This is a genomic window from Pseudomonas sp. P1.8, from assembly GCF_001269805.1.
GTDB lineage: Bacteria > Pseudomonadota > Gammaproteobacteria > Pseudomonadales > Pseudomonadaceae > Aquipseudomonas.
The window spans coordinates 556,501-579,553 of record NZ_LHVM01000007.1 but is presented as its reverse complement, the minus strand read 5'-3'; the positions used below and the strand labels follow the sequence as shown (position 1 = coordinate 579,553).

The window sequence follows — 23,053 nt, the reverse complement described above, 5'->3', positions numbered from 1 at the left end:
CTGAATGCCCAGTCGTTTAATGGATGATCTGATACGGGTAACAACAGGTTTATGCCTGAGCATTCTTGTGTCCGCGGCGCAGGCCAGTGAGAACTACAGGTTGCTCGGACGCTCAAAGGCCGGAAATCTGGAAGTTCAACTGGATGAATCACAACGACAATGGCTCAAACAGAAACGCGAACTGAGTCTCGGCACTTCGGCTCCCGATTATCCACCTTTTGATCTGACCACCAGCCGTCACGACTACGAAGGGTACACCGCTGACTACGCTGGTATCCTGAGCAAAATTACCGGATTGCCCATCAAGGTTCAGCGCTTCGAGTCGCGCGGGGCGGCAATCGCCGCACTGGAAAACGGCGAAGTCGATCTGCTTGGTACCGCCAATGGATACGAAGCCAGCAATGCCGACATTGCCCTTTCCACTCCCTATGCCGTGGATCAGCCTGTCCTGGTGACCCGGGAGGGAGAAACCCGGTCCCTGACCGAAGGTCTTGCAGGACTGCGTCTGAGCATGGTGTATCACTATTTGCCGCTGTCGGAGGTCAAGGCGCTGTACCCCAACGCAATGATCACGTCCTATCCTTCCTACCAGAACGCAATAAACGCCGTCGCCTTCGATCAGGCGGACGTTTTCCTGGGCGATACCATTTCAACCCACTACATGATCAACAAGGGGTACCTGAACAATATTCGCATGGCCAACTTCGGCAAACACGAAGCCCATGGTTTCAGCTTCGCCGTACGCAAGAGTCACCGGGAACTGCTCGGCATCATCAACACGCTGATCGCCGCCATTCCGGTCAGTGAACGAGAAAGTATCGCCAAACGGTGGAGCGCGGGCAGCGACATTCTCCTGACCGACCAAAAGCTGCAACTCACCGACCGTGAGGAGCGCTGGCTGATGCAACATCCAATCGTGCGTGTAGTTGCCAATGAAGCATTTGCACCGCTGACCTTTTTTGACAGCGATGGCAAACTTCGCGGCGTCACGGCCGACCTGCTTGAATTGATCAGACTACGCACCGGTTTGCGCTTTGATATCCGCCGCAGCCGAAGCGATGACGAGATGATCGAACAAATCAAAAACAATCAGACCGACGTGATCGCAGCCCTGCTTCCCAGCACCCAACGTCAAACCACGCTGAACTTCACCCGCCCCTTTCTCGAAAACTCCTACGTCCTGTTGACCCGTAAAGCTACCGACAGCCCGATCAATCTTTCGCAACTTGATGACAAACGCCTGGCAATTGCCCGAGGCAATCCGCTGATGGAATATCTGCGCAGGGAGTTCCCCCGGATCAAATTGATTGAAACTGCAGACACTTTCAGCGCTGTTGAAATGCTCGCCGAAGGGCGGGCCGAAGGGGCGGTGAACTCGTTGATTACTGCCAACTATTTCATCTCGTCCCAACTGTTCGAACACACATTGCAGATCAGCACGACCATCGGCACCGAACAGGCCGCGTTCTCTCTCGCCACCGCTCAGGAAGCCAAGGAGCTGAATGCCATTCTCGACAAGGCACTGCTGAGCATCGCGCCTGAAGAACTGGGCATCATCAACAGCCGCTGGCGGGGTTATTCCGCATCCTCGCAAAGCACTTGGCGAAACTATCACCGGGTGTTCTATCAGATCGTCATCGGGGCAGGTGTGTTGCTGCTGATTTCCGTTGCCTGGAACGATTACATGCGGCGTCAGATCAAGCAGCGCAAAGCAGCCGAGCGTGCACTGAACGACCAATACGAGTTCATGCGATCGCTGGTCAATGGCACACCGCATCCCATTTACGTACGCGATCGCCAGGGCCTGCTGCAAAGCTGCAACGACAGCTATCTGCGAGCGTTCAGTGCCAGACGCGAAGATGTCATTGGCAAAAGTGTCATGCAAGGGACCATCAGCAACGTGTTCGAGGCTCGGGAGTACCAGGCTGATTACCAGCGGGTCATCGCCGAAGGACGACCGTTGATTGTCGATCGGGAGTTGCACATCGGCGGGCGACGGCTGACGATTTATCATTGGATTCTTCCCTATCGCAATTCCCGCGGTGAAGTACAAGGGATCATCGGCGGCTGGATCGACATCAGTGAACGGCGACAACTGTTCGATGATCTACGGTGTGCGAAAGAGCGTGCCGATGACGCCAACCGCGCCAAAAGTACGTTCCTGGCGACCATGAGCCATGAAATCCGTACACCGATGAATGCGATCATCGGCATGCTCGAACTGACGCTAAAACGCATTGATCAGCAGCATCCAGATCGTCCGGCTATCGATGTCGCGTACAACTCGGCGAAGGATCTGCTGGATCTGATTGGCGACATTCTCGACATCGCCCGGATTGAATCCGGACACCTGAGTCTGAGCCCTGAGCGCGTCAACCCAGGTGAACTAGTGGCGTCGGTGGTTCGAATATTCGATGGCCTGGCGCGACAGAAAAAGCTCGAGCTTTCACTGGAATTCCATCCCGTCCGGCCGACAATCGATCTTCTGCTCGACCCGTTACGCTTCAAGCAAGTGCTGTCGAACCTGATCAGCAATGCCATCAAGTTTACGGAACGGGGTCAGGTCAAAGTGATTGTCGAGCTGCAAGACGCCGCGAAGCCCGAACAAGTGCAGTTACGTTTACAAGTCCACGACAGTGGTATTGGCATTAGCGATCAGGATCAACAGCGCCTGTTCGAACCTTTCGCCCAGGCCGCCAACGCCGTGCAGTCCGCCAGAGGTGGTGCCGGGCTAGGTCTCGTGATCAGCCGTAACTTGTGCGAAATGATGGGCGGCAGCTTGCAACTGAACAGTCAGCCGGGCGTCGGCACTCAGGTCGAGGTATCTCTCATGCTAGAAACGCTGCCTGTGCAGCATTTAGCACAACCAGCCGAGGTACAGATCAATGTCGCCAAAGCCCCGCTGAATGTACTGGTGGTCGACGATCACTCGGCCAATCGCTTGCTCATGTGCCAGCAACTGGAGTTTCTCGGACATCGATACCAAGTCGCGATGGATGGTCGGGAAGGATTCGATGCGTGGAAAATCGAGCCGTTTGATCTGGTTATTGCGGACTGCAACATGCCCATCATGAGCGGCTACGAATTGGCTCGAGCCATTCGCAGACATGAGCACCAACACAGACGCCCTGCTTGCACCATTCTTGGCTTCACCGCCAACGCTCAGCCCGAAGAAATACAACGCTGCAAAAAGGCCGGGATGAATGATTGCCTGTTCAAACCCCTTCCTCTGAACGCCCTGAGTCAATGGGTTGAAGGGGTAAAACCGCGCATCGACAAGCCTGCATTCAGTCTGCAGGGGCTACACCTGCTGACGGGAGGAAACCCGGTGCTGGACAGGCGCTTGTTGACCGAGTTGCTGGACAGCAACCGTCAGGACCTGCAAATACTGCAGTCGTTATCTCAGACCGGGGACAAACAGGCATTGCTCGACATCGCACACAAAATCAAGGGTGCAGCACGGATCGTGCAAGCCTCTCGCTTGATCGAAAGTTGCGAGGCGCTCGAAACTACCTGCCAAGGGATCTTCAATGACAACGAAATGGCCGTTTACATAAAAAGCCTTCAGCGCGCCATGGATGAACTGGAGCATGCATTGCGGATACAAATCAGAAAAAACGACGAAAGCAGAATGACAGAGCCTTAACTATGCTTGGACGCTAAGCAGTGCGTTAACCCTCCTGGAGAACCTGCAATGCCAAGCCCACTGCGCCCGGACCCACGCCGGTTTCCGCTGCACGTCCATATCAGCGTCATGTTCACCTTCCTGTTGTTGCTGACCGGAGTGGTGCTGGGCATTTTCAATTATCGGCAAACCACGCAAATCATCCTTTCCAGCAGTGAAGAACTCTTCAACCGCATTGAGCAGGATGTCCGCCTGGACCTGCATGCCACCTATGAACCGATTCGACACCTGCTGAGCCTGTTGGCGACCAACCCGGCGAGCCAGTCGTCGGACCTGGAGCAACGCCTGGCACTGCTCAAGCCGTTTAGCCAATCCCTCAAGGACAATCCCGATCTGGCCTCGTTATACCTGGGCTATGACAACGGTGATTTCTTCATGGTTCGTCCGCTGCGGACCCAGGATCTGAAAGCCCTGCTCAAAGCTCCCGAGGCAGCGCACTATCAGGTCTGGAGCATCGAGCATGACGACAGCGGCCAGCCTCGCTCAAAATCCCTGTTCTTCGATCGGAATCTGACCCTGCTCAGCCGTCAGGACAACCCGGGGGATAATTACGATCCACGCACCCGCGCCTGGTTTGCCAAGGCCCGCCTTGATGACAATCAAATCACCACCGAGCCGTATATCTTTTTTTCCACCCATGAGGTTGGCACGACACTGGCCCGCCGTAGCGGTGATAACGCAATCATCGGCGCTGACCTGACCCTGGCCGAACTCAGCGCGACCCTGGCCAAGCACGTCGTGACCCCCAACACTGAAATTGTGCTGTTCGATGCCCAAGGCAATGCCATCGCCTACCCCGACAGCCGCAAGTTGATCATCGACGATCAGACGGCGCGCCTCGCCAAGGCTGCCGACCTGAGCCCCAGTCTTGGCGCCCTGCTCAGAAGCCCTCCGCAAGGCAATCGACTGAACGCCAACGGCCGACAGTGGATCGTGGCCCGCAGCAGCATGCAGGAGGGAGGGCCCAATGGACTGCAACTCGCATTGCTGGTGCCCGAGGACGAGTTGCTCGTTGATGCCTATCGCATGCGCTGGCAAGGTGCCCTGATTACATTGGCAACACTGTTGTTGTGCTTGCCGCTGGGTTGGCTGATCTCCAGAGTCCTGGTCAAACCCCTACGGGCGCTGGTGCAGGAAGCCGACGCAATTCGCAGTTTCGATTTCAATTTTCCGCTTTCCCGTCGCTCGCCGGTTCTGGAGGTGGACCAACTGAGCGTGTCCATGGCGCGCATGAAGGACACGTTGGCGAGCTTCTTCCAGATCACCGACAGCCTCAGTGCTGAAACCCGCTTTGCCCCATTGTTGCAACGGGTACTATTTGAAACAGTGAAAATCGGTCAGGCCCAGGCCGGGCTGATCTACCTGCGTGAGGGTGACGGTGATCGCATGGAGCCCCAAGGACTGGTGATCAACGACAGCGCCGAGGACTTGTCGTCATTCGACATTCAGGCTCACGCGCTCCAAGACCCGCAAAGCCCGTTATGGCTGCAACAGTTGGCAAAGGCCGACAATGTTGTCAGCAGTCTCGGGTTCGAACAGGCGGGGGATTTGCAAAAAGTGATGCTCGCGCTGGAATGTCCGCGGGTTCACCTGATCGGTATCCGACTGCACAATCGGCATAATGAAACGGTTGGCCTGCTGGTCTTCCTGTTGTCCGACAGTGGTAGCCAGAGTGACCTGGAAAAACTCAAACCGGACCGCATCGCGTTTCTCCAGGCAGTGTCCGGTGCGGCAGCGGTGAGTATCGAAAGTCAGCGCCTGCAAGCTCGGCAGAAACAACTGCTGGACGCCTTCATTCAACTACTGGCCGGAGCAATCGACGCCAAAAGTCCCTATACCGGCGGTCATTGCCAGCGAGTGCCGGAACTGACGCTGATGCTCGCTCAGGCGGCAGCGGCCAGCCAGGCACCTGCCTTCAAGAGTTATCAACCCACCGAGGATGAATGGGAAGCACTGCACATTGCCGCCTGGCTGCATGATTGCGGCAAGGTCACCACCCCGGAATACGTTGTCGACAAAGCCACGAAACTGGAAACCCTGAATGATCGCATCCATGAAATCCGCACCCGATTCGAGGTGCTTAAACGCGATGTCTGGATCAACTATTGGCAAGCCCTTGCCCAAGGTGGCGAAGAACAAAGGCTAGTGCAGCAGCGCAGTACCGAACTGGCCGAACTGGATGATGATTTTGCCTTCGTCGCCCGTTGCAACCTCGGTAGCGAAGCCATGGCCGAGGCCGACATGCAGCGTTTGCGCGCGGTGGCCCAACGGACCTGGAGCCGAACCCTGGATGACCGTTTAGGTGTGTCCTGGGAAGAAAACCGGCGACAGGCACAAACGCCGCCGCCCGCCCTGCCTGTCGATGAACCGTTGCTGGCGGACAAAGCCGAACACCTGTTCGAGCGCCCCGAGAACGAACGAATCCCGGAAGACAATCCCTGGGGATTCAAACTCGATGTACCGACCTACAAGTACAATCGAGGCGAACTGTATAACCTGAGCATTGCCCGGGGCACGCTGACGAGCGAAGAGCGATACATCATCAATCACCACATGGTGCAGACGATTCTGATGCTCAACCATCTGCCTTTCCCCGGCCACCTGAGTACCGTCGCGGAACTGGCCGGTGGGCATCATGAAAAAATGGACGGCACCGGTTATCCAAAACGCTTGAAACGCGAAGACATGAGCCTGCCGGCACGGATGATGGCGATTGCCGATATTTTCGAAGCACTGACAGCCGCCGATCGTCCATACAAGAAGGCCAAGACCTTGAGCGAAGCGCTGGGCATCATGGCCTTCATGTGCCGTGACGCCCACATCGACCCGGAACTGTTCGGGCTATTTCTCGACGCACACATCTATTTGCAGTACGCCCGGCGTTTTCTCGATCCACAGCAGATCGACGCCGTGGACACGGCAAGCTTGCTGAGCAAGGCTGGTTTAACGAGTTGATCAGCAGTCTGTCAGGCGCAAAAAAATCGCTGCCAACTGTTCAATGCCCACCTGATCCTGCGCGGTGAAACGCGCGAGTTTCGGACTATCGAGATCGAGCACACCGATCAATCGGCCCTCCTTTACCAACGGCACGACCAATTCACTGTTCGATGCACTGTCGCAGGCAATGTGGCCGGGAAACGCGTGTACGTCCTCCACCCGCTGAGTCTGCAAGGTCGCCGCCGCTGCCCCGCACACACCACGACCAAACGGAATTCGCACACACGCGATCTGCCCCTGGAACGGGCCAAGCACCAGTTCTTCGTTGCGATTGAGATAGAAACCGGCCCAGTTAAGGTCATCGAGCTGATTGAACAGAAACGCCGAAAACTGAGCGGCATTGGCAATGAAATCCCGCTCGTGCGCCAACAAGGACTCCAGTTGCGCATGCAACATGCCGTAGCCTTCGAGGCCCTGGCCGCTCTTTTGTAAATCGATCATGCCTTGTGCTCCAACAGTTTCAGCCCGACCCAATAACGGGCAAATTGATAGGCGCATCGTCCATTGCGATTGCCCCGGCCCGTGGCCCAACGCACGGCCAGAATGTCCAGCTCTTCGGTGCGCTGCCACGTCAGTCCCGACTTGTCGGCCAATTGCCCGATCCAGTGCTCGACGACGTTGAGAAAGTGCTCTTGGGTAAACGGGTAGAATGACAACCATAGGCCGAAGCGGTCCGACAGCGCGATCTTGTCTTCCACCGCCTCGCTTGGATGCAGCTCACCGTCGACGCGTTTCCAGTTTTCGTTATCGCTTTCCTTTTCCGGCACCAAGTGGCGACGGTTGGACGTGGCGTACAGCAGCACGTTATCCGGAGCCTGCTCCAGCGAGCCATCGAGGACACTCTTCAGCACCCGATAATCACCTTCCCCTGACTCGAACGACAGGTCATCGCAAAACAGCACGAAACGCTGGGGCAACCTGGCGATCTGTTCAACGACGCGGGGCAAGTCGGCCAGGTGATCACGCTCGATCTCGATCAAACGCAGTCCCGCCGCGGCGTGCTCGGCCAGCAAGGCGCGCACCAGCGACGATTTACCGGTGCCGCGCGAACCCCACAGCAATGCGTGGTTGGCAGGCATGCCGTCAAGGAACTGCTGGGTATTTCGCCCCAGCTGCTCGACTTGCCGGTCGACGCCGATCAGGTCCGACAGACGCATGTCGAGGCTGACCTTCAGTGGTAACAGAAATCCGCTGCGACCTTCTCGCTGCCAGCGCGCAGCCAGGCATTGAGTCCAGTCAATGGCCTGCCGGGGAGCAGGCAGCAAGGGCTCGATGCGGGCCAGAACGGAATCGGCACGTTCAAGAAAAGCATTCAATCGGGAATCCACGACTTCTCCTAGGGCACGTTCACAGTAATGATGGCGGTAAAACGACGAAACACAGCGTCCAACAAGCGACTCACCCCGCTGCACAAGGCTCGTCAGAGCATCGGTCGCCATGCATGATCGGCTATGCTTGAGCAGCGAAAAGAAAAGGAAGTGACACACCCGCCCATGGATATCAAATTCACCAACCGGCTATCTTACAAACAAGCCCGGCTTACCGTGCTGGTCGGTTTTATTCTGGGCACGCTGCTCAGCCTGGTGCAAATCAGCATCGATTATGCCAGTGAAGACGCCTCCATCAATCGTGAAATCCTGTCTTTACTGGAAATCAGCCACAATCCGGCCTCGCGCATTGCCTATAACATCGACGCCGAACTCGCCAAGGAGCTGACCCAGGGCCTGTTGCGCTCACCGGCAATAATCGGCGCGAAGTTGACCGATAACAACGCAACCGTGCTGGCCAACGTCAAGCGTCCGCCGATGGAAAGCAACTATCGGGTGATCAGCGACTACCTGTTCGGGGCCAATCGGCGCTTCGAGGATCGTCTTTACCTGAGTCACTTGCCGAATGAATCCCTCGGCACGTTGCAGCTCGACGTCGACACCTACTCTTTCGGCAACCGTTTCCTGCGTCGCGCCGAAGTCACGCTGCTCAACGGCTTTGCGCGCAGCCTGATCCTGACGGGCATCCTGCTGGCCCTGTTTTATGTGATGTTGACCAAACCCCTGGTGCGGGTGATTCGCGAGCTTAGTAGCCGAGATCCGCGCAGCGCTGAGCCGACGACGCTGGAGTGTCCAGCCGGGCATGCCAAAGATGAAATTGGCGTGCTGGTCAAGGTTGCCAACCAGCAATTCAAAAATATCGCAACGGAAATCCAGCAGCGGCGCAACGCCGAAAATCGCCTGACCGATTACCTTGGTCAACTGGAAAACATCGTCTCGGCCCGCACCACTGAACTCAAGGCGATCAATGCCCGGCTCAGCCAGTCCAATCAGGAACTGGAGATCGCCCGCAGCACCGCGCTGGAAATGGCCGAAGCGCGATCGGTATTCCTGGCCAATATGAGTCACGAAATCCGCACCCCCCTCAACGGGTTGCTCGGCATGATCGCCCTGTCCCTCGACGGACCGCTCAATTCCGAACAGCAGCAGCAACTGTCCATTGCCCACGACTCGGGCAAAGTTCTGGTGGAGCTGCTCAACGATATCCTTGACTTGTCGAAGTTCGATGCCGGCCAGCTCGAACTCGAAAACATTCCGTTTGACCTGGGTTCGCTGATCGAAGACACCGCCAACCTGTTGTCGCAAAACGCCGCGCCAAGCGTGGAGCTGACCAGCCTGATCGATCCGCAATTCCCGGCACTGGTGCTCGGCGATCCGACTCGCGTTCGACAGATCGTCAGCAACCTGCTGTCAAATGCCCTCAAATTCACCCGATTCGGTCGGGTCGATGTACGCCTGGCGACGTTCGAGGGCGGTGTCAGAATAGAAGTCTGCGACACCGGCATCGGTATCCCACTGGATGCCCAGTTCAAGATTTTCCAGCCATTTACCCAGGCCGGTGCCGGCATTACACGGCAATTTGGTGGCACAGGACTGGGTCTGGCGTTGACCTATAACCTCTGCGAAGCCATGCAGGGGCGCCTGACCATCAGCTCCGAGGCGGGTTTTGGCAGCCAGTTCTGCGCGATTCTGCCGTTGCCCAGTCACACTCGTTTCTTGCCTCCTGTGCCATTGCAAGGCAAGGTTATCGCGATCACTGCCGCCAGCAGTGGCCTGGCAGAGCTGCTGGGCACAGTGTTGCCTGGCTGGGGACTCGAATTTCAGCGGCGCTCCATCGATGATCCGCTGAATGGCGTGGAGCTCGACGTGCTGATCACCGACTGCCCCGAATGCCTGTTCAACCTGCGCCCTACCGTTACCGCACCCATTTTGCTAGTGACGGCCTACGGTAACTTCATGCCCAGCGAAGAGGTCAGCGCACTTGCCCCGTTGCAGCAACAGGCTCGGCCCTTGGCACGTACGGCGCTGTACCAGTCCTTGCAACGGATTCTGCAACCGGAACACAACACGCTCAACGAAGCTCGTCCCGACGCGCAGAACCTTCAGCGTCGCGGGCGCGTTTTGCTTGTAGAGGACAATCCGGTCAACCAATTGGTGGCCAAGGGCATGCTCGGCAAACTCGGCTGTGAGGTGGTCACCGCCGCCCACGGTGCCGAGGCGCTGGATCATCTGGAGCTGCGTGATTTCGATCTGGTACTGATGGACTGCAACATGCCGGTGATGGACGGCTATGAAGCCAGCCGACATATCCGTCGCAGCGGGCGTTGGCCGCATTTGCCCATTGTCGCCCTGACCGCCAACGCGATGTCCGAAGAGCGCGAACGTTGCCGTGCGGCAGGCATGAGCGACTATCTGGCCAAACCCTTCAGGCGCGAGGAACTGGCAGCCCTGCTGGATTTATGGATCCCTCTTACGACAGCGCCTTGATTTGCCCCAGCAGTTGATCCAGACCATTGCGCAAGTCATTCAAGCGATCCAGGTCGACCCCGCTGTCACACAACAGCTGCGCCTTGAGTGGCCCAACCTGCTCACGCAAGGCCTGCCCAGCTGGCGACAGACTCAGATGCACCTCACGCTCGTCCCGCGCCGAACGCTGGCGCTGGACCAATTGCAGCTGCTCAAGACGCTTGAGCAACGGCGTCAGCGTGCCGGAATCCAGGGCCAGACGCTCGCCCAGCGCCTTGACGGTGGGCTGCTGCGGCGCAGTTTCCTGCCACTCCCACAAAACCAGCATCGCCAGGTATTGCGGGTAAGTCAGGCCTAATTGATCAAGCATCGGCTTATAGGCACGAATCACTGCCCGGGACGCGGCGTACAGTTTGAAACAGAGCTGGCTGTCCAGTTTCAGCGAATCGACGGACAAGGTATTCATTTGAGCAGGGCTTCGATCTCGCGGTTCAAGTCCTGCGGCTTGGTCGCCGGGGCGAAACGCTTGACCAACTGACCATCCTTGCCGATCAGGAATTTGGTGAAATTCCATTTGATCCCTTGGGAACCCAGCACACCTGGCGCGCGTTTTTTCAGTTGCACAAACAGCGGATGGGCGTCAGAGCCGTTGACATCAATCTTTTTGAACAGCGGAAAAGTGACGCCGAAATTCAGCTCGCAGAACTCGGAAATTGCCCCTTCGTTGCCCGGCTCCTGCTTGCCGAACTGGTTGCAGGGAAAACCGAGCACCACCAGGCCTTGATCCTTGTAGGTCTGCCAGAGCTCTTCCAGTCCCTTGTATTGAGGGGTGAAGCCACATTTACTGGCCGTATTGACCACCAGCACGGCTTTGCCGGCGAAATCCGACAGGGTCTTTTGCTCACCCTTGATGGTGGTGCAAGGGATGTTCAGCAGATTGTCGCTCATGGTTAAGGTTTCCGATGGGAGGAAGAACCGTAAAGGTAGCTAACAATTGAATTGTGTGCAATTTAAATAATCAACCCAGCGACACCCGTAGGAGCTGCCGAAGGCTGCGATCTCTTAATCACCTCTATTTGAGGCCAAAAGATCGCAGCCTTCGGCAGCTCCTACGGGGCTCGCATTACCCTCGCGGTACCAGGTCCAGGCACACCGAGTTGATGCAATATCGCAGGCCGGTAGGTGGTGGCCCATCCGGGAACACATGACCCAGGTGTGCATCGCATTTGGCGCAAACCACTTCGGTACGGATCATGCCGTGGCTGACATCGCGGATCTCGGTCATGGCACTGTCACCGATCGGTGCGTAGAAGCTCGGCCAGCCGCAGCCGGAATCAAATTTGGTTTTGGAGTCGAACAGCGGCTCGTTGCAGCAGATGCAGTGGAAGATACCGTCGATCTTGCTGTCGTTGTATTTGCCGGAGAACGGTCGTTCGGTACCTTTGAGGCGGCACACGTTGTATTGCTCTGGATCGAGCATCGCCTTCCATTCTTCCAGGGTTTTTTCCAACTTTTCCATCATCACACCTCAGCAGCTGAAAAAGCCCGATCTGTACCTTTTCCACGGATCGGGCGGCACGTATGATTGCGCCTCGTCAAAGCCCAGTCTGGCAGCCGGACCGCGCGCATTCAAACGGATTTATGGGTGCCGCATCTCAAGGCGTCAGGCCTGTGTGAATACGCAGGATTCCCAGCACGGTTGTTCACACGCCGCCTGGATCGTTCATTTTCGGGAACACATCGCCATGCAGGTCAGCAAATCGAACAAGCTCGCCAACGTCTGCTACGACATTCGCGGCCCAGTGCTCAAGCACGCCAAACGCCTGGAAGAGGAAGGCCATCGCATCCTCAAGCTGAACATCGGCAACCCGGCGCCCTTTGGTTTCGAAGCGCCGGATGAAATCCTCCAGGACGTCATCCGCAATTTGCCAACAGCACAAGGCTACAGCGACTCCAAAGGCCTGTTCAGCGCGCGCAAGGCTGTAATGCAGTACTACCAGCAAAAGCAGGTGGAAGGCGTTGGCATTGAAGACATCTACCTGGGCAACGGCGTTTCCGAACTGATCGTGATGTCGATGCAGGCCTTGCTCAACAATGGCGACGAAGTGCTGGTGCCGGCACCTGATTATCCGTTATGGACCGCAGCCGTGAGCCTGTCCGGCGGCAATCCGGTGCACTACCTGTGCGACGAGCAAGCCAACTGGTGGCCGGACCTGGCCGACATAAAGGCCAAGATCACCCCGAACACCAAGGCGCTGGTGATCATCAACCCGAACAACCCGACCGGCGCGGTGTATTCCAAAGAAGTGTTGCTGGGCATGCTGGAACTGGCCCGCCAACACAATCTGGTGGTGTTCTCCGACGAAATCTACGACAAGATCCTCTATGACGATGCCGTGCACATCTGCACCGCCTCCCTGGCACCGGACCTGCTGTGCCTGACCTTCAATGGTCTGTCAAAGTCCTATCGTGTAGCCGGCTTCCGCTCCGGCTGGATCGCCATTTCCGGTCCCAAGCACCATGCCCAAAGCTACATTGAAGGCATCGACATGCTGGCCAACATGCGTCTGTGTGCCAACGTGCCGAGCCAGCACGCGATCCAGACCGCGCTTGGCGGCTATCAGAGCATCAATGACCTGGTACTGCCGCAGGGCCGCCTGCTGGAGCAGCGCAACCGCACCTGGGAGTTGCTCAACGACATCCCGGGCGTGAGCTGCGTCAAGCCGATGGGGGCGCTGTATGCATTCCCGCGCATTGACCCGAAGGTGTGCCCGATTCACAACGACGAGAAATTTGTCCTCGACCTGCTGCTTTCCGAGAAGCTGCTGGTGGTGCAAGGCACCGCGTTCAACTGGCCATGGCCGGACCACTTCCGTGTCGTGACCCTGCCACGGGTAGACGACCTGGACATGGCCATCGGGCGCATCGGCAACTTCCTCAAGTCTTACCGCCAGTAAACGGCCTTACCACCGCGCGACGTGAGTGTCCGTCGCCCGGTGATTCATTCAGCAACACATACTGACGTCCCGCAATTCTCTGCCCCTGCCGTCCTCAACCGATAACGCCGTACCTGTTTGCGCCTGACGGACCGTGGGACTTCGAGGTAAATCGACTTTTAAACACTTCCGTCTTGCGCCTCGGAAATGTCCTGCAAACAGCTAAGCTATTGCCGTAGGACACAGTTTGAAATAGTCACCCAGTTGAATACCCCGGTGCAGCACCTTATATACCCCGCAGTACGCTACATCTTTAGCTCAAGGAGATTTCTACAACCATGATGCGCATCCTGCTGTTTTTGGCCACTAACCTGGCGGTCGTGCTGATTGCCAGCATCACCCTGAGCCTTTTCGGCTTCAACGGGTTCATGGCGGCCAATGGGGTTGATCTCAACCTCAATCAGCTGCTGATTTTCTGTGCGGTCTTTGGTTTCGCCGGCTCGCTGTTCTCGCTGTTCATCTCCAAGTGGATGGCGAAGATGAGCACCAGCACCCAGATCATCAGCCAGCCGCGCACTCGCCATGAACAATGGCTGCTGCAAACCGTCGAGCAGCTGTCCCGCGAAGCCGGAATCAAGATGCCGGAAGTGGGTATCTTCCCGGCTTACGAAGCGAACGCGTTCGCTACGGGCTGGAACAAGAACGACGCTTTGGTCGCCGTCAGCCAGGGTTTGCTCGAGCGCTTCTCGCCGGATGAAGTGAAAGCCGTCCTGGCCCACGAAATTGGCCACGTCGCCAATGGCGACATGGTCACGCTGGCGCTGATCCAGGGTGTGGTGAACACCTTTGTGATGTTCTTCGCACGGATCATCGGTAACTTCGTCGATAAAGTGATCTTCAAGAACGAAGAAGGCCAGGGCATCGCCTACTACGTGGCGACCATCTTCGCTGAACTGGTTCTGGGCATCCTGGCCAGCGCCATCGTCATGTGGTTCTCGCGCAAGCGCGAGTTCCGTGCAGACGAAGCCGGTGCCAACCTGGCGGGCACTGCCGCAATGATCGGTGCCCTGCAGCGACTGCGTGCGGAACAGGGGCTGCCAGTGCACATGCCGGACACCCTCAATGCATTTGGTATCAACGGTGGTATCAAGCAGGGGTTTGCCCGCATGTTCATGAGCCACCCGCCACTGGAAGAGCGTATCGATGCGCTGGCGCGTCGTCGCGGCTAAGAGACTTCACAGCAAAAATTGAAAGGCCCGCAGCGATGCGGGCCTTTTTTCTGGTCGAAAAAGTCAGTGTTTTTCAGGGCCTCATCGCGGGCAAGCCCGCGATGAGGCCGGGACTGGGAACTTTATTAGCGGCTGGAAACCCGATACACCCGCTCCTCAAGCCGTGTGACACCTGCCTCCAGGAATTTCCCGCTCTCGCCCAGCACATCCTGATCTTCCAGGATTTTCAGCGCCCATGAATCCCCGAACAGCCTCTGCACCTCATCATCAAGTACGGCAAACGGTGGACCGGGCATTTGTGCCTGCTCATAGTCCAGAGTAATCAACAGGCCAAGGGACTCCTTCGGCAATACCCGCTTCAAATGGGCGGCATAGCGCTCGCGCATTTCGGTCGGCAATGCGATCAATGCCGCACGATCATAAAGCGCAGAGCAATCGGCAACATCCCCGGCCGTCAGCTCAAAGAAATCGCCACACCACAACTCAATGGAACCTGCCCGATAAACCTTGAACGGTCCCTGCTCGCTGACGGCCGGGTCAAAGCCATGTTCGCTGAAAAAATGCTCAACGGCTTTTTCCGACAGTTCGATTCCCAAAACCTCATGACCCTGATGGGCGAGCCACAGCAGATCCAGGCTTTTCCCACACAAGGGCACCAATACGCGCGCGCCTTCTTCCAGGCTTAACGCTGGCCAGAACCGTTTCAGATAAGGGTTCACCTGCGGCAGATGAAAGCCGATCTGGTTCGACGCCCATTTCTTGTGCCAAAACTCCGGCTGCATAAATAACCCCGAAAATTCGATCAAAAAACCCTAAAACTTATATTAGATTTAGATCAATGACTGATTGAAGATGACAGCATCTTAACTCTCAGGAGCTTATTCATGTTCCCCAGCCTATACATATCTCATGGCTCCCCCATGCTGGCACTCGAACCCGGCGCCAGCGGACCAGCCCTTGCGCGCCTCGCCGCCGAGATGCCGAAACCCGAGGCCATCGTGATTGTTTCGGCGCACTGGGAAAGCAATGAGCTGCTGGTCAGCGCAAATCCGCAGCCTGAAACCTGGCATGACTTCGGTGGTTTTCCCAAGGCCCTGTTCGACGTGCAGTACCCGGCAGCGGGTGATCCAGCGTTGGCCGCAAAGGTTGTCGAGCTGCTGAAGTCCAATGACCTTGCCGCACGCCTCGACACCCAGCGACCGTTCGACCATGGCGTTTGGGTCCCCTTGTCGTTGATGTATCCGCAGGCGGATATCCCGATTGTTCAGGTTTCCCTGCCCACCCGTGGCGGCCCTGCCCTGCAAACCCGCGTCGGTCATGCCTTGGCCGGACTGCGCGAGCAAGGCGTGTTACTGATCGGCTCCGGCAGCATTACCCATAATCTGCGGGAGCTGGACTGGCATGCCGGCCCGGAAAGCGTTGAACCCTGGGCGCAATCATTCCGTGACTGGATGATCGAAAAACTCGCGGCGGACGATGAAGCCGTGCTGCATGACTATCGTGCGCAAGCGCCAAACGCCGTGCGCAACCATCCGAGTGATGAGCATTTGTTGCCGCTGTACTTTGCTCGCGCCTCCGGTGGCGATTTCAGCATTGCGCATCAAGGATTCACCCTGGGCGCGCTGGGCATGGACATCTACCGATTCGGCTAGCGGAAAAGCAAAAGATCGCAGCCTTCGACAGCTCCTAAGGGATCGCATTTCTTTGTAGGAGCTGGCAAAGGCTGCAATTTTTTCCCAGGCAAAAAAAAATCCCCGAACCAGTCGGGGATTTTTTATGTTCGATCAATCAGCCCGAGAGCGGATCAATCTTCGCGGTAGCGACGCAGCTTCAACTGCTTGCCGGCAACGCGAGTGTCCTTCAGCTTGGTCAGCAACTTCTCCAGACCATCTTCCGGCAGCTCGACGAGGCTGAAGCTGTCACGCACCTGGATGCGACCGATCGCTTCACGCGCCAGGCCACCTTCGTTGAGGATGGCGCCCAGCAGGTTTTTGGCAGCGATACCGTCACGCGCACCCAGCGCGGTACGGCAACGTGCACGACCTTCACCCAGTGGCATCGGAGCGCGACGCTCGCGGTCGCCACGCTCAGGACGATCACCGGAACGCTCTGGACGATCGCCACGCGGTGCGTTGTTCGGCACCAGTGGACGTTCTTTCTCGATAGCGGCCAGGTTCAGCGCTTGACCGTTGGTAGCCTTGCGCAGCAGGGCTGCGGCCAGGGCACGTGGGCTGCAACCGATGTCGGCGGTCAGGCGATCGAGCAGATCACCGTGAGTCGATTCGGCCTCAGCCACCAGCGGCGACAGGCTGTTGGTCAGTTTCTTGATGCGCGCATCCAGAACGGCTTGAGCGTCCGGCAGGCGAACTTCAGCAACCTTCTGACCGGTTACACGCTCGATCACTTGCAGCATGCGGCGCTCACGTGGAGTCACCAGCAGCAGCGCACGACCTTCGCGACCGGCACGGCCGGTACGGCCGATACGGTGAACGTAGGACTCTGGGTCGTACGGCATGTCCACGTTGAACACGTGAGTGATGCGCGGAACGTCCAGACCACGAGCGGCAACGTCGGTCGCCACAACGATGTCCAGACGGCCATCCTTGAGGGAGTCGATCACGCGCTCACGCTGGTTCTGGGCGATGTCGCCGTTCAGCGCAGCGGCTTTATAGCCTTTGGCTTCCAGGGCACTGGCCAGGTCCAGGGTCGCTTGCTTGGTGCGCACGAACATGATCAGGGCGTCGAAATCTTCCACTTCCAGCAAGCTGAGAACGGCAGAAGTCTTCTGGTCGGCGTGAACCAACAGGTGAGCCTGTTCGATCGCGGTAACGGTCTGGGTCTTGGTCTGGATCTTCACGTGTTGCGGATCGCGCAGATGGCGTTCAGCAATGGCACGGATCGACTGCGGCAAGGTGGCCGAGAACAATACGGTCTGACGGGTTGCAGGCAGGGCCTTGAAGATAACTTCCAGGTCGTCCATGAAGCCCAGCTTGAGCATTTCGTCGGCTTCGTCGAGAACCAGGTGGTTCACGGTCGCCAGTACTTTTTCGTCGCGACGCAGGTGATCGCACAGACGGCCCGGAGTGGCGACAACGATCTGTGCGCCATTACGGATTGCTTTCAATTGTGGGCCCATCGGCGCGCCGCCGTAGACAGCCACAACAGTTACGCCCGGCATTTGCTTGGCGTAAGTTTCGAAAGCGGTTGCAACTTGTAGCGCCAACTCACGAGTTGGGGCCAGGATCAGGGCTTGCGGTTCGCGCTTTGCAGGATCGATGCGATGCAGGATCGGCAGGGCGAACGCAGCGGTTTTACCCGTACCGGTTTGCGCCTGACCAATCATGTCGTGACCGGCCATGATGATCGGGATCGATTGCTGCTGAATAGCCGATGGCTCTTCGTAGCCAGTCGCGGTGACGGCTGCAAGAATATTCGGATTAAGATTAAAAGCGGCGAAGCCGCCGGTTTCCTGGGTCATGGGTCTGCCTCTAAGTGCATCCGCAAAGACCCATGCTCCAAAGCTGCGCGTGCCGTGTTGAGACTCAAGAGTCGCCCTGGCAGCTTTGTCGGCGGGGATTTGCGAAAACGAATGAATGAAAAGAATCGTCAAGGAAGAGTCCGCGGGGCGGACGTGCAGCCGAAGCTGGCTTCGGGGAATTGCGCTACCTAAACGCGGCCCGGTTAAAGGCCGGCGCGCACTATACCGGAATTAGCTCGAAAAGGGAGCTTTTTTTATCAGATATGCACCGAATACACCTTTGTGTCACAGGCTTTGCGAATAATCGATCAGCCGTCTATTTTTCAAAGGCCCGGCCTTGCAGGTGATAGCGCTAAAACGCTTCACCCTTTGCTGTGCAGACCGCCTGTCTGACACGCCTCTCCCACCCCGAGGACCGCTCCATGAATCAGCCCTGCTCCAGTCGTGTCAGCCGCGAAAGCAAGGGTCATGTGTTCTTGATCGGTCTGGATCGGGTGGCCAAGCGCAATGCCTTCGATCTCGACCTGCTCAATGAACTGAGCCTGGCGTATGGCGAGTTCGAAGCCGACGCTGCGGCGCGGGTGGCGGTGGTGTTTGGTCATGGCGAGCATTTTACCGCCGGACTCGACCTGGTGAACGCCAGCGTCACCCTGACTGAAGGCTGGCAGGCGCCGCCGGGCGGCTGCGATCCGTGGGGCGTGTTCGCAGGCCCGCGAGTCAATAAACCGGTGATTGTCGCCGCGCAAGGCTATTGCCTGACCATTGGCATCGAATTGATGCTGGCAGCCGACATCAACCTTTGCGCCAGCAACACCCGGTTCGCGCAAATGGAAGTGCAGCGCGGAATTTTTCCATTTGGCGGTGCCACCCTGCGACTGCATCAAGTCTCAGGCTGGGGCAATGCGATGCGTTGGTTGCTGACTGGAGATGAATTCGACGCCCACGATGCGCTGCACCTGGGATTGGTGCAGGAAGTCATGGCCAGTGAGGATCTGCTCCCCCGGGCGATTGAACTGGCCGAACGCATTGCCCGGCAGGCGCCGCTTGGCGTTCAGGCCACGCTCATGTCTGCGCGACAGGCCCGTTATGAAGGGGAAACCGCAGCGGCGCAGGGGTTGCCGCCGCTGGTGAAGAAGCTGATGGCCAGCGAGGATGCTGCCGAAGGCGTGCGGTCGATGGTGGAGCGCAGACCCGGAGTTTTCAAAGGCTGCTGAAAAACGCGTAGGAGCTGCCGAAGGCTGCGATCTTTTGACGTTCAAGACCAAAAGATCGCAGCCTTCGGCAGCTCCTACACGGAGATTTGTATGCCTCAAGTCGCCGGGCGAATGCACTTGATCAGCGAATCCAGCGAATACCCCAACCGCGGCGCCAGCGCTTCGGCGCGGGCGGCCAGGCCTTGCCTGTCCAGCACCTGATCCAGCTCCGACGGCACGATCAGGATCACATTGCCCTCTTTCACCGGCAGTTCCCAATAATGGCGGTGATACAACCCGCGCAACAGGGCGGCGCCCAACGGTTTGCCATCGTCGGTGGCCCATTGGTTGATCACCAGCCAGCCACCGGGGTTCAGGCGTTTCTGGCAGTTTTCCAGGAAACTCCAGGCCAGATGCCCGACACCGGGACCGACGTCGGTGTACAGATCGACGAAAATCAGGTCCGCCGGCTCTGCGGTATCGAGCAATTCCAGCGCATCGCCCACCCGGATGTACAGGCGCGGATCGTCATCCAGCCCCAGGTACTCGATAGCCAAACGCGGGACGTCGGGGCGCAACTCGATGGCCTCGACATCTTCCAGCGGCAGGAACTTGAGACAGGCCTGGGTCAGCGTACCGGCACCGAGGCCGAGGAACAGCGCGCTTTCCGGCTGCTCATGGCACAGCGCACCGATCAGCATCGCGCGGGTGTAGTCGTACTCGAGCCAACTCGGATCGGCGGTGAACACACAGCTTTGTTCGATGGCATCACCGAACTCGAGAAAACGGTAATCGGCCACTTCCAGCACGCGGATCACACCAAACTCGTCCTGCACCTCGGCGAGCAGATGCTCGACGCGCTCCTCAGTCATTTCGTCTCCTGATCGCTGCCTGGCCCGGCAACGCGCTGAACCGCAACATGAAGCGGCAAAGGCGCGATTGTCCGCGAAGCGACGGGAACAGGTCACGCACTAATTTGCTGATAACATGACCGTCCGAGCGAAAAACACTAGAGACCGTGATGAGCCAACCCTGGAGCCCTGACAGCTGGCGCGCCCTGCCGATCCAGCAACAACCCCAATACCCCGACGCCGCACATTTGCAGCATGTCGAGCAAACCCTGGCCAGCTATCCGCCGCTGGTGTTTGCCGGTGAGGCCCGGGAGTTGCGGCGTCAGTTTGCCGAAGTGACCCAGGGCCGCGCTTTCCTGTTGCAGGGTGGCGATTGCGCCGAAAGCTTTGCCGAATTCTCCGCGGCAAAAATCCGCGACACCTTCAAGGTGCTGCTGCAAATGGCGATTGTCATGACGTTTGCGGCCGGTTGTCCGGTGGTCAAGGTCGGGCGCATGGCCGGTCAGTTCGCCAAGCCCCGCTCGGCCAACGACGAAACCATCGATGGCGTGACCCTGCCCGCCTACCGTGGGGACATCGTCAACGGCATCGGTTTCGACGAGAAAAGCCGCGTGCCGGACCCGGAACGCCTGCTGCAGTCCTATCACCAGTCCACTGCCACCCTGAACCTGTTGCGCGCCTTCGCCCAGGGCGGGTTTGCCGACTTGCATCAGGTGCACAAGTGGAACCTCGATTTTATTGCCAACTCGGCACTGGCGGAAAAGTACAGTCACCTGGCCGACCGTATCGATGAAACCCTGGCGTTTATGCGCGCCTGCGGCATGGACACCTCGCCACAACTGCGCGAGACCAGCTTCTTCACCGCCCACGAAGCGTTGCTGCTCAACTACGAAGAAGCGTTCGTGCGCCGCGACAGCCTGACCAACGATTATTACGACTGCTCGGCACATATGCTGTGGATCGGCGACCGCACCCGCCAGCTCGACGGCGCCCACGTCGAGTTCCTGCGCGGGGTGAACAACCCGATAGGCGTCAAAGTCGGCCCGAGCATGAACCCGGACGACCTGATTCGTCTGATCGACGTGCTCAACCCGGACAACGACCCGGGTCGACTGAACCTGATCGCGCGGATGGGCGCGAACAAGGTCGGCGATCACTTGCCGCAGTTGATCCGCGCGGTGCAGCGTGAAGGCAAGCAAGTGCTGTGGAGTTCGGACCCGATGCACGGCAATACCATCAAGGCCAGCAGCGGCTACAAGACCCGCGACTTCGCGCAGATCCTTGGGGAAGTGAAGCAATTCTTCCAGGTCCACGAAGCGGAAGGCACCTATGCCGGCGGCATCCATATCGAGATGACCGGGCAGAACGTTACCGAGTGCATCGGTGGTGCTCGGCCGATTACCGAGGATGGATTGTCGGATCGATACCACACCCATTGCGACCCGCGGATGAATGCCGATCAGTCGCTGGAATTGGCGTTTTTGATTGCCGAAACCTTGAAGCAGGTTCGACGCTAAATCGCGTCGCACTTATCGCCGGCAAGCCAGCTCCTACAGGAATGTGCAACCCCTTGCAGGAGCTGGCTTGCCAGCGATGGCGTCAGCTCAGTCGCCACCAACCTGTGCCAATGCAACCCGCAACCTGTCCGCACTCGCCCTAGGGCAATTCAACTGAACCTGCGCCAACCCCAGCCAATCCGCCATCTGCCGCAGATTGACCGCCAGCGCCAGCATCCCCTCGTCATCCAGCTCCGTCTCCTCTTCATGCACCGCGTGCACCGCCAATCGCCCCGCCGCCCTTTCCGCACGCAAATCAACCCGTGCAGCAATTCGCTCGTTGTGCAAAAACGGCAAGACGTAATAGCCGTAGACCCGCTTGTCCTGCGGCGTGTAAATCTCCAGCCGATAGCGAAAGTCGAACAGACGCTCCGTCCGGCTGCGCTCCCAGATCAGCGAATCGAAGGGTGACAACAATGCACTGGCCTCGACCTTGCGCGGCACCTTGGGCTCGGACAGGCAATAGGCCGGTTGCTTCCAGCCTTGAACTTCGCAGATAAGCAACTCGCCCGCTTCGACCAACTCCGCCAATCGCGGACGACTGTCCGCGGGATTGAGTCGAAAGTAATCGCGCAGATCCTTTTCCGTGCCGACACCCAACGCGGTCGCTGCATGCAGCAACAGTCCACGCTGCGCTTCGGCTTCATTCAGAGGCGGTTGCGCGAGGATCGCCGAGGGAATCACCCGCTCCGGCAAATCGTAAAGTCGTTCGAATCCGCGACGTCCGGCCACGGTCACTTCGCCAGCGGCGAACAGCCATTCCAGTGCGTGCTTTTCTGCGCTCCAGTCCCACCACGGTCCGGCCCGCTCCTGACGGGTCGACAAACTCCCCGCCCCCAGCGCGCCCCGCTCCTCGACCAAAGCCAGCACCCGACGAATCGTGTCCTGCTGTTCATGACCAAAACGCGCCAATTGCTGATAAATGTCTTCGCCACGGCTCGCGCGCTGCATGCGCCAGCGCATCAACGGGTACATCGACAGAGGCAGCAACGAAGCTTCATGCCCCCAATACTCGAACAACGTACGTCGTCGGCCCTGACTCCAGGCAGCCTGATCAAGCAAATCGGATGAGTAGTTGCCGAGGCGGGAAAACAGCGGAAGGTAGTGCGATCGCACCAACGCATTGACTGAATCGATCTGCAAAATGCCCAGCCGTTCGATCAGGCGATTGAGCGCAACAGCTTTGATCGTCGCTGGCGAAGACCGCCCATTGAACCCTTGGGCGGCCAGCGCCAGACGCCGAGCCTGTTTGAGGGTAAAGGACAATGTTGCGGGCATGGGCATCTCCTTGTCTGCTCGCAACCTACCTCACCGGTAAGGGGTTTGTGTAGCGT

17 protein-coding genes are annotated in these 23,053 nt (G+C 58.1%); 8 read left to right on the top strand and 9 right to left on the bottom strand.

The window, feature by feature from the left end:
- Positions 1-4 precede the first annotated feature (4 nt).
- Both AD668_RS06490 and AD668_RS06485 read left to right on the top strand, forming a co-directional pair.
- Positions 5-3,646, top strand: coding sequence for a transporter substrate-binding domain-containing protein (locus AD668_RS06490; RefSeq protein ID WP_053155871.1), 3,642 nt, complete (start codon positions 5-7; stop codon positions 3,644-3,646).
- Between the two features lie 48 nt (positions 3,647-3,694).
- Positions 3,695-6,640, top strand: a complete 2,946-nt coding sequence (locus tag AD668_RS06485) for an HD domain-containing phosphohydrolase (RefSeq protein ID WP_053155868.1) — start codon at positions 3,695-3,697, stop codon at positions 6,638-6,640.
- Here the strand turns inward: AD668_RS06485 and AD668_RS06480 are convergent, their stop codons facing one another.
- Entirely contained in the window at positions 6,641-7,123 is a 483-nt protein-coding gene (locus AD668_RS06480) for a GAF domain-containing protein (protein ID WP_053155865.1), read from the bottom strand.
- Complete coding sequence (locus AD668_RS06475) at positions 7,120-8,010, bottom strand: ATP-binding protein (RefSeq protein WP_053155862.1); 891 nt, start codon at positions 8,008-8,010, stop codon at positions 7,120-7,122. The genes AD668_RS06480 and AD668_RS06475 overlap by 4 nt, the downstream gene beginning before the upstream one ends.
- 165 nt (positions 8,011-8,175) lie before the next feature.
- Between AD668_RS06475 and AD668_RS06470 the strand changes: the two genes are divergently transcribed.
- Positions 8,176-10,497 carry a response regulator gene (locus AD668_RS06470; RefSeq protein WP_172681788.1) on the top strand — a complete coding sequence of 774 codons (2,322 nt, stop codon included), beginning with the start codon at positions 8,176-8,178 and terminating at the stop codon, positions 10,495-10,497.
- Here AD668_RS06470 and AD668_RS06465 read toward each other — a convergent pair.
- The 3 genes from AD668_RS06465 to msrB form a co-directional block, all read right to left on the bottom strand.
- Complete coding sequence (locus AD668_RS06465) at positions 10,481-10,942, bottom strand: MarR family winged helix-turn-helix transcriptional regulator (protein ID WP_053155856.1); 462 nt, start codon at positions 10,940-10,942, stop codon at positions 10,481-10,483. The genes AD668_RS06470 and AD668_RS06465 overlap by 17 nt on opposite strands.
- Positions 10,939-11,424: a glutathione peroxidase gene (locus tag AD668_RS06460; protein ID WP_053155853.1), complete on the bottom strand. Its 486-nt coding sequence runs from the start codon at positions 11,422-11,424 to the stop codon at positions 10,939-10,941. Before AD668_RS06460 ends, AD668_RS06465 begins: the two co-directional genes overlap by 4 nt.
- 175 nt (positions 11,425-11,599) lie before the next feature.
- Positions 11,600-11,995 (bottom strand): peptide-methionine (R)-S-oxide reductase MsrB, encoded by a 396-nt coding sequence (msrB, locus tag AD668_RS06455; protein WP_053156062.1) that lies wholly within the window; start codon positions 11,993-11,995, stop codon positions 11,600-11,602.
- 226 nt (positions 11,996-12,221) lie between these two features.
- Here msrB and AD668_RS06450 point away from each other — a divergent pair, with 226 nt between their 5' ends.
- On the top strand, positions 12,222-13,433 hold the full coding sequence (locus AD668_RS06450; protein WP_008030363.1) for a pyridoxal phosphate-dependent aminotransferase: 1,212 nt from the start codon (positions 12,222-12,224) through the stop codon (positions 13,431-13,433).
- Positions 13,434-13,750: 317 nt separating this feature from the next.
- Positions 13,751-14,641 (top strand): protease HtpX, encoded by an 891-nt coding sequence (gene htpX, locus AD668_RS06445; protein ID WP_008059113.1) that lies wholly within the window; start codon positions 13,751-13,753, stop codon positions 14,639-14,641.
- A gap of 125 nt (positions 14,642-14,766) precedes the next feature.
- Here htpX and AD668_RS06440 read toward each other — a convergent pair whose 3' ends face one another.
- Complete coding sequence (locus AD668_RS06440; RefSeq protein ID WP_053155850.1) at positions 14,767-15,423, bottom strand: thiopurine S-methyltransferase; 657 nt, start codon at positions 15,421-15,423, stop codon at positions 14,767-14,769.
- A 102-nt stretch (positions 15,424-15,525) separates the two neighbouring features.
- On the opposite strand from AD668_RS06440, the gene AD668_RS06435 reads away from it, so the two are divergent.
- Complete coding sequence (locus AD668_RS06435; RefSeq protein ID WP_053155848.1) at positions 15,526-16,293, top strand: class III extradiol ring-cleavage dioxygenase; 768 nt, start codon at positions 15,526-15,528, stop codon at positions 16,291-16,293.
- 152 nt (positions 16,294-16,445) lie between these two features.
- Here the strand turns inward: AD668_RS06435 and AD668_RS06430 are convergent, their stop codons facing one another.
- Positions 16,446-18,119: a DEAD/DEAH box helicase gene (locus AD668_RS06430; protein WP_034150150.1), complete on the bottom strand. Its 1,674-nt coding sequence runs from the start codon at positions 18,117-18,119 to the stop codon at positions 16,446-16,448.
- A 422-nt stretch (positions 18,120-18,541) separates the two neighbouring features.
- On the opposite strand from AD668_RS06430, the gene AD668_RS06425 reads away from it, so the two are divergent.
- Entirely contained in the window at positions 18,542-19,333 is a 792-nt protein-coding gene (locus AD668_RS06425) for a crotonase/enoyl-CoA hydratase family protein (RefSeq protein ID WP_053155844.1), read from the top strand.
- A 95-nt stretch (positions 19,334-19,428) separates the two neighbouring features.
- Here AD668_RS06425 and AD668_RS06420 read toward each other — a convergent pair whose 3' ends face one another.
- Entirely contained in the window at positions 19,429-20,184 is a 756-nt protein-coding gene (locus tag AD668_RS06420) for a spermidine synthase (RefSeq protein ID WP_053155842.1), read from the bottom strand.
- Between the two features lie 149 nt (positions 20,185-20,333).
- Between AD668_RS06420 and AD668_RS06415 the strand changes: the two genes are divergently transcribed.
- Positions 20,334-21,680 (top strand): class II 3-deoxy-7-phosphoheptulonate synthase, encoded by a 1,347-nt coding sequence (locus tag AD668_RS06415; RefSeq protein ID WP_053155839.1) that lies wholly within the window; start codon positions 20,334-20,336, stop codon positions 21,678-21,680.
- Between the two features lie 87 nt (positions 21,681-21,767).
- On the opposite strand, the gene AD668_RS06410 is transcribed toward AD668_RS06415, so the two are convergent.
- On the bottom strand, positions 21,768-22,997 hold the full coding sequence (locus tag AD668_RS06410) for a winged helix-turn-helix domain-containing protein (protein WP_053155836.1): 1,230 nt from the start codon (positions 22,995-22,997) through the stop codon (positions 21,768-21,770).
- Positions 22,998-23,053: the final 56 nt, after the last annotated feature.

Bases quoted from the DNA above. Each gene is read 5' to 3' on its own strand.
- AD668_RS06490 (WP_053155871.1), top strand. From the start codon at position 5: ATGCCCAGTCGTTTAATGGATGATCTGATACGGGTAACAACAGGTTTA.
- AD668_RS06430 (WP_034150150.1), bottom strand. From the start codon at position 18,119: ATGACCCAGGAAACCGGCGGCTTCGCCGCTTTTAATCTTAATCCGAAT.
- msrB (WP_053156062.1), bottom strand. From the start codon at position 11,995: ATGGAAAAGTTGGAAAAAACCCTGGAAGAATGGAAGGCGATGCTCGAT.
- AD668_RS06440 (WP_053155850.1), bottom strand. From the start codon at position 15,423: ATGCAGCCGGAGTTTTGGCACAAGAAATGGGCGTCGAACCAGATCGGC.
- AD668_RS06420 (WP_053155842.1), bottom strand. From the start codon at position 20,184: ATGACTGAGGAGCGCGTCGAGCATCTGCTCGCCGAGGTGCAGGACGAG.
- AD668_RS06425 (WP_053155844.1), top strand. From the start codon at position 18,542: ATGAATCAGCCCTGCTCCAGTCGTGTCAGCCGCGAAAGCAAGGGTCAT.
- AD668_RS06460 (WP_053155853.1), bottom strand. From the start codon at position 11,424: ATGAGCGACAATCTGCTGAACATCCCTTGCACCACCATCAAGGGTGAG.
- htpX (WP_008059113.1), top strand. From the start codon at position 13,751: ATGATGCGCATCCTGCTGTTTTTGGCCACTAACCTGGCGGTCGTGCTG.
- AD668_RS06415 (WP_053155839.1), top strand. From the start codon at position 20,334: ATGAGCCAACCCTGGAGCCCTGACAGCTGGCGCGCCCTGCCGATCCAG.
- AD668_RS06410 (WP_053155836.1), bottom strand. From the start codon at position 22,997: ATGCCCGCAACATTGTCCTTTACCCTCAAACAGGCTCGGCGTCTGGCG.
- AD668_RS06450 (WP_008030363.1), top strand. From the start codon at position 12,222: ATGCAGGTCAGCAAATCGAACAAGCTCGCCAACGTCTGCTACGACATT.
- AD668_RS06435 (WP_053155848.1), top strand. From the start codon at position 15,526: ATGTTCCCCAGCCTATACATATCTCATGGCTCCCCCATGCTGGCACTC.
- AD668_RS06480 (WP_053155865.1), bottom strand. From the start codon at position 7,123: ATGATCGATTTACAAAAGAGCGGCCAGGGCCTCGAAGGCTACGGCATG.
- AD668_RS06465 (WP_053155856.1), bottom strand. From the start codon at position 10,942: ATGAATACCTTGTCCGTCGATTCGCTGAAACTGGACAGCCAGCTCTGT.
- AD668_RS06485 (WP_053155868.1), top strand. From the start codon at position 3,695: ATGCCAAGCCCACTGCGCCCGGACCCACGCCGGTTTCCGCTGCACGTC.
- AD668_RS06470 (WP_172681788.1), top strand. From the start codon at position 8,176: ATGGATATCAAATTCACCAACCGGCTATCTTACAAACAAGCCCGGCTT.